Source organism: Aquiflexum sp. (assembly GCF_041749095.1).
Lineage (GTDB): Bacteria > Bacteroidota > Bacteroidia > Cytophagales > Cyclobacteriaceae > Aquiflexum.
Genome location: NZ_JBGTCA010000208.1, coordinates 1 through 5767 on the forward strand (window position 1 = coordinate 1; position 5767 = coordinate 5767).

The 5767-nt window shown below is 39.8% G+C and carries 6 protein-coding genes and 1 pseudogene; 4 read left to right on the top strand and 3 right to left on the bottom strand.

Translation table 11 applies throughout. From position 1 onward, the window contains the following. The first annotated feature begins 77 nt into the window (after nucleotides 1-77). The 4 genes from ACEW8O_RS10125 to ACEW8O_RS10140 all read left to right on the top strand — a co-directional run bounded on the left by ACEW8O_RS10125 (nucleotide 78) and on the right by ACEW8O_RS10140 (nucleotide 4253). Nucleotides 78-695 (top strand): nucleotidyl transferase AbiEii/AbiGii toxin family protein, encoded by a 618-nt coding sequence (locus tag ACEW8O_RS10125; RefSeq protein ID WP_373494517.1) that lies wholly within the window; start codon nucleotides 78-80, stop codon nucleotides 693-695. 551 nt (nucleotides 696-1246) lie between these two features. Further along, complete coding sequence (locus ACEW8O_RS10130; protein ID WP_373494512.1) at nucleotides 1247-2116, top strand: sugar phosphate isomerase/epimerase family protein; 870 nt, start codon at nucleotides 1247-1249, stop codon at nucleotides 2114-2116. 86 nt (nucleotides 2117-2202) lie between these two features. Continuing rightward, nucleotides 2203-3372: a Gfo/Idh/MocA family protein gene (locus ACEW8O_RS10135; protein ID WP_373494513.1), complete on the top strand. Its 1170-nt coding sequence runs from the start codon at nucleotides 2203-2205 to the stop codon at nucleotides 3370-3372. 2 nt (nucleotides 3373-3374) lie between these two features. Continuing rightward, nucleotides 3375-4253, top strand: coding sequence for a phytanoyl-CoA dioxygenase family protein (locus ACEW8O_RS10140; protein ID WP_373494514.1), 879 nt, complete (start codon nucleotides 3375-3377; stop codon nucleotides 4251-4253). 213 nt (nucleotides 4254-4466) lie between these two features. Here the strand turns inward: ACEW8O_RS10140 and ACEW8O_RS10145 are convergent, their stop codons facing one another. The 3 genes and pseudogenes from ACEW8O_RS10145 to ACEW8O_RS10155 all read right to left on the bottom strand — a co-directional run. Continuing rightward, entirely contained in the window at nucleotides 4467-4826 is a 360-nt protein-coding gene (locus ACEW8O_RS10145) for a type II toxin-antitoxin system HigA family antitoxin (protein WP_373494515.1), read from the bottom strand. Nucleotides 4827-4829: 3 nt separating this feature from the next. Continuing rightward, entirely contained in the window at nucleotides 4830-5126 is a 297-nt protein-coding gene (locus ACEW8O_RS10150) for a type II toxin-antitoxin system HigB family toxin (protein WP_373494516.1), read from the bottom strand. A 61-nt stretch (nucleotides 5127-5187) separates the two neighbouring features. Next, a pseudogene (locus ACEW8O_RS10155) lies at nucleotides 5188-5767 on the bottom strand (tRNA uridine-5-carboxymethylaminomethyl(34) synthesis GTPase MnmE); the annotation flags it as partial.

Genomic DNA, 5767 nt, shown 5'->3' on the forward strand with positions numbered 1-5767 from the left:
CGAATAAAGACCAGCATATATTCAGTAATTCCGAAAGTTGAGGTAACTCATTTACCTTTAGTACTAAAGCTTTTAATATCGACCAAAAATGCCATTGCAAATTAGAAGTAAATCAAATTAAAAGAGGGGTGTTTGCGCCGACATTTGAAGGGGTATTATGCGAAAAGGCACAAATTGAATTCGATAAATTTTGTACAATACCAATCGTACCTATTGGTCAACTCTACGGAGGAAAGATTTGTGCCGCTCTTGCTAGGCAGCATCCTCGGGACTTATTTGATATAAAAAACCTATTAAATACCGATGGATTTTCTGAGGAAATAAAGAAAGGCTTTTTATTAGGCTTACTTGGAAGTGACAGGTCAATTCATGAAATTATTTCCCCCAATATTCTTAATCAGCAATCAGTATTGGAAAACCAATTTGAGGGCATGACTGATGAAATATTCACCTATGATGAATTTAAGAAATTACGAATCCGTCTAATCACTACCATCCAAGATCACCTGACAGAATATGATAGAAAATTTCTTTTAGATATAATGAGACTTGAGCCCGATTGGTCACAATATCCATTTCAGTACTTTCCATCAGTTAGGTGGAAGCTGAGGAATATAGAGGCATTGAAGGAAATGAATGAAAAAAAGTATAGAGATCACCTTGAAGCGCTTGCACAGTCACTTTTAATGAATTGAGAGAAATCATATCCAACCCACTACGAATTAATAGGCTCTTAGCTTATTGCCACAATCTTTTATATTGAAAATTGAGCAAAATACAATAGCGATTCAGTTAGATGAAGCATAAAATCTTTGCGCCTTAGCGGCTTTGCGGGATAATCATCAATAGTCTTCGCCGTCAATTTACCACAAAGACAGATAGAGCACACAGTTTTTCTATCCAACTCTTTCGATGAGGAAAAGTGAGTAATTATCATACTAAGTGATCTTCAATAACTATGTGGTATAAATATTTTTTCAATTGGTTTTCAATTAGGTCTCTTTCTAATTAAAATACCTTCGAGGTTAAAAAAGAACCCAAAGGTTTAGTAGAACCCACATTGGTAGGGTAACAAAAATATAGGGCTCAAACAGACCTGAATCAATACAAAGCGTTCATAAGTTTGTCTGCCTCTTTTTGGGAAATTGGGAATTTCAACGTGCCGTTATATAAAAATTTCATACCTTAGAATAAATACGATGCACGTAAATTTTTGCAAACCTAACATAACCTAAAATAACCGACCATGAAAATAGGAATAGATAGCTACTGCTACCACCGACTGTTTGGAGAAGTGTATGACATACAGGAACGGCCTGAAAAGGAAATTACTTTTGAAGAATTTTTGGATAAGGCAACTTCTTTAAAAGTAGATGGATTGTCACTAGAATCCTGCTTTATACCGAAATTCAATGACGAATACCTTCGCGGGATCAAAAGCAGTTTAGATAATCAAAACTATGATAGGGTCTATGCTTGGGGTCATCCCGACGGCCTGGAAGGCGGATCTAACGAAAAGGCTTTTGATGAAATGATCGAGCATATTGAATACGCCGACAAAATCGGAGCGAAAGTGATGCGGGTAGTGGGAAGTAGCCATCCCTTTCGTTTTGAGCCACATGGTCCCCAACTGGAGAAATTGACCGAAATGTTTACGAAAGCAGTAGCAGTTTCCCAAAAATATGGGATCAAATTGGCCATCGAAAACCACATAGATTATAATTCGGATGAAATCCTACAATTGATCCAACAGGTGGATTCGCCTTATTTTGGAGTCAACTTTGATTCAGGAAATTTTCTAAGGGTATTGGATGATCCAATTCAGGCAATGGAGAAACTTGCTCCCCATGTTTTTGCCACGCACATAAAGGACCTCAAACCAACAACCTCACAGCCTGCCAACCAATGGTGTTACTTCGCATGTGTGCCAACAGGGGAGGGGCTGGTCAACAATCAAAAATTAGCCCAGATTCTAAGTGATCACCAATATGAAGGTTTTTTGGCGGTGGAGGTTGATTTTTTACATCCGGATTATAAGAACCAAGAGGAAGAAGTTGTAGCGCAAAGTGTACAAACTTTGAGGAAGCTTACCGAATCAATAACTGTTACAAGATGAAATCGAGCATGACGAAGACGACACACATTGAGATGATTATCATTGCGAGATTCCATGTGCCCTCTTAAAAAAAAAATCATAAACACATGAAAGAATTGAGAATTGGTATTATTGGCTATAAGTTTATGGGCCGTGCCCATACCAACGCCTGGATAAAAGCGCCCTTGTTTTTTGACTTGGACGCCAAACCCGTTTTGAAAGTAGTTTGTGGCCGGAATGAATCCGCAGTAAAGGGTTTCGCGGCAAAATGGGGATGGGAGGAGGTAGAGACAGATTGGGAAAAGTTAATATCCAGGGATGATATAGATGTTATTGATATTGCCCTTCCACAACACCTGCACTATGATATTGCCATAGCAGCGGCAAAAGCGGGAAAACATATTTTCTGCGAAAAACCCATGGCCATGAACAGTGCCCAAGCTGAGGAAATGTTGGAAGTGTGTGAAGCGAATGGCGTCACACATTACCTAAACCATAATTATCGCAGAGTACCTGCCATTGCCTTGGCCAAGCATATGATTGATGAAGGAAAAATAGGTAGAATTTATCATTGGAGGACAGCCTATCAACAGGATTGGATTACTGATCCATCATTCCCCCTTACCTGGCAACTTAAAAAAGAATTGGCACATGCGGGTCCCCAATGGGATCTGAACTCCCACTGCGTTGACCTGGCCATTTTCCTGATAGGACAGGTCAACAGCGTGTCCACACTTACTACAAACTTTATTACAGAAAGACCATTGGCCGAGGAATCAGGAACAGGAAATCTCAGAGCAGAATCCAGCGGTAAAGGCATGGGCCAGGTAACTGTAGAGGATGCCGCCCTGATGCATGTGACTTTTGCAAATGGAGCCATTGGATCTTTTGAAGCTACCCGCTTTGCCAATGGCAGAAAAAACAGACTAAGCTTCGAGATCTATGGAAGCAAAGGCAGTATATCCTTCGACCTGGAAAAAATGAATGAGTTACAGTATTATAATGAGGAGGATCCTTCGGGCTACAAAGGTTTTAAAACTATTTTGGTAACTGAGGGAAGCCATCCATATATCAGCCATTGGTGGCCTCCAGGCCATATTATTGGGTATGAACATACCTTCATTCATGCCATGGCAGATTTTGTCCGGGCAGTAACAGGCAATAAGGGGATAGAACCGAATTTTTCCACCGGAAAAGAGGTCATACAAGTTTTGGAAGCAGGATTGCAATCTGCCAAAGAAAAAAGAGAAGTGATAATCAACCATAAAATACCCTGACTATGAACAGTACAATAAAAGAAAAATTCCAAAAGGATGGATTTGTGATAATCGATATTTTGACTGACCAGGAAGTCAAGGATTTCAGAGTAATCATGGATAAGCTCCTAAATCCGGATAAAAAAGCGGAAGACAAAAAAGTACACAGTTCTTCTTTTCAGCACTTAGGGGATGAAATCGCAAATTTTGGGCAGGAGGCCAGACAGTATTATTTCCATCTCCTGACCAAGCCGGGCACGGAACCCATTCATCATGCCTTCCATCATCCCAAAGTGCTTGAAGTAGTGGAAAACCTTCTTGGTCCTGATCTGATTGTAAATAATGCTTCAATTCTGGCTGCTAATGCGGGCACTTCCTATTCATTGGGCTGGCATCGCGATATCATCCAAATCCCGGAGGAAGAGATCGAAGACCGGTTGTTCTCTCCGGATAGATTCCACAACAGCGTACAGATCAATTTACCTTTGGTGGATGAAAATTCATTGTGGGTTGTACCAGGAAGCCACAACAGGCCAAATACAGAGGAGGAAAATAAGGCATTTGCCGGCTCCAAGCATTATGCGCCTCTTGGTGCGGAAATGCCGGGAGGAATCCCCGTAAAATTGAATGCCGGTCAGGCGGTATTTTATAACAACAACCTTATCCATAGGGGTTACAGCAAAAAGATGGAAATTCCCAGAAGGACAATCCACATGGGATACCACAGTTCAGCTTTCCCTCCAACCTGGCATTTCTATTTGCTGAACCACACCTTGTTGACTCCTGAATATTTGGAAAGACTCAGCCCCAAAATGAGAGAAATGATGGAAGAGTATCTTGCATGCAGAGCGCAGTATCCGAATATGGAAGATACTTGGAAAAAACCCAGTACAGTAGTCTAAATCCCATGATAATGTAAATGTTTTAAGATTTTTAAAACATTGAAGGCATTCAAGGTATGAGGCAAAATTTAGGCGGTAATTGGAACCCATAATTATTAAACATGTTCCTTCAATTTGTCAAAAAAATAAAATCTTTGCGCCTTTGAGTCTTTGCGGGAAAAAACATCTTGTCCTTTTTTCTAATACCAAAACCTTCAAGGTGAGGATTTGAAATCAAACCCCCAAAACAATTGAAGCCTCTATATCCAATTTCTTGCTAATTTCCCGGGCAACTTTTAAAGTGGGCTCGCTTTTCCCATTAAGGTATTCACTGATTCTCGAAGTGCTAATCCCAAGGAACTCTGACAGTGCCTTTTGGCTTAAGCCTCGTTCTTGCATACGGAGCTTGATAGCCTCAGCAAGCGTGGGAGGCTTTATCGGATGAAATGTTTCTTCATAATCAGCTACCAGGTCAGAAAGAAGGTTTAACTCCACATATCCTTTTGCATCGGGGTTTTCTATGTTTTCAGGATTGGAAAGCAATTCTTCTATTCTTTCCACAATAGCGCTATATTCTTTTTCAGATTTGATCATCGCTCAGATATTTTTAATGTCTTTTATTTTATCATATTCCGCATGAGTACCAATAAATCTTATATAGACTTTCTTGGCATTGAATGAAATGATGGCAATCAGACGGTAAGTGTTCCCTTTGATATTGAAAACAAATCGGTGATTGCCTACATAATCAACAGAATTGAAATCCTTTTTGATATCATTTAGAGAAGTCCAATCTTTCTTACTTGTTGTCGAATACCAGAATCTTAATGGAATTTCAGCATCTGCATGCTTTTCTGAAAATTCTTGTATCCGTTTGTATGTGACTACCCGCATTAATCTCTAAATAAAGATTTCAATTGTTACATATTTTGAAACAAAATTACATAAATTGGAATTATTTACCAATACAAAACTTACTAAAAATATTCGCCAACAAATCATCGGTTGTAATCTCACCGGTAATCTCTCCAAGGTAATGCAAGGACCTCCTGATATCCATGGCCAGAAAATCGTTCGTAATCTGATTGTCCAATCCTGAAAGTACATCCAATAATGACTGACGGGTTTTGACCAGGGAATCGTAGTGGCGGATATTGGTGACGATGGTATTGCCGGTGCGGAATTTGTCAAGGTTAACCAGTTCCATGATCCGATCTTTGAGGAGGTCTAGATTTTCTTTTTCGCCTGCTGAGATAAAAATGGTGTCAGGATATTTTTCTTTTAAATCACTGATAAACAATGATTTAGCCTTATCTATCTTATTGGCTACTTTAAGGAACGGAACGCCTAGGTTTTCCAGTTTATTGATATCCCGATTGATCTCCACCATATCTGTATCACCCAAATCAAACAGGTAAAGAATCAGAGATGCAGTCTTCATCTTTTCCTGAGTTCGGCTTACTCCGATGGCTTCGATGGTGTCGGTGGTTTCCCTCAAACCTGCTGTATCGATAAACCTAAAAATCACCCCACCA

What these genes read in the sequence shown, in the direction of transcription:
- ACEW8O_RS10130 (WP_373494512.1), top strand. Translation starts at nt 1,247, where the DNA reads ATGAAAATAGGAATAGATAGCTACTGCTACCACCGACTGTTTGGAGAA.
- ACEW8O_RS10145 (WP_373494515.1), bottom strand. Translation starts at nt 4,826, where the DNA reads ATGATCAAATCTGAAAAAGAATATAGCGCTATTGTGGAAAGAATAGAA.
- ACEW8O_RS10135 (WP_373494513.1), top strand. Translation starts at nt 2,203, where the DNA reads ATGAAAGAATTGAGAATTGGTATTATTGGCTATAAGTTTATGGGCCGT.
- ACEW8O_RS10150 (WP_373494516.1), bottom strand. Translation starts at nt 5,126, where the DNA reads ATGCGGGTAGTCACATACAAACGGATACAAGAATTTTCAGAAAAGCAT.
- ACEW8O_RS10140 (WP_373494514.1), top strand. Translation starts at nt 3,375, where the DNA reads ATGAACAGTACAATAAAAGAAAAATTCCAAAAGGATGGATTTGTGATA.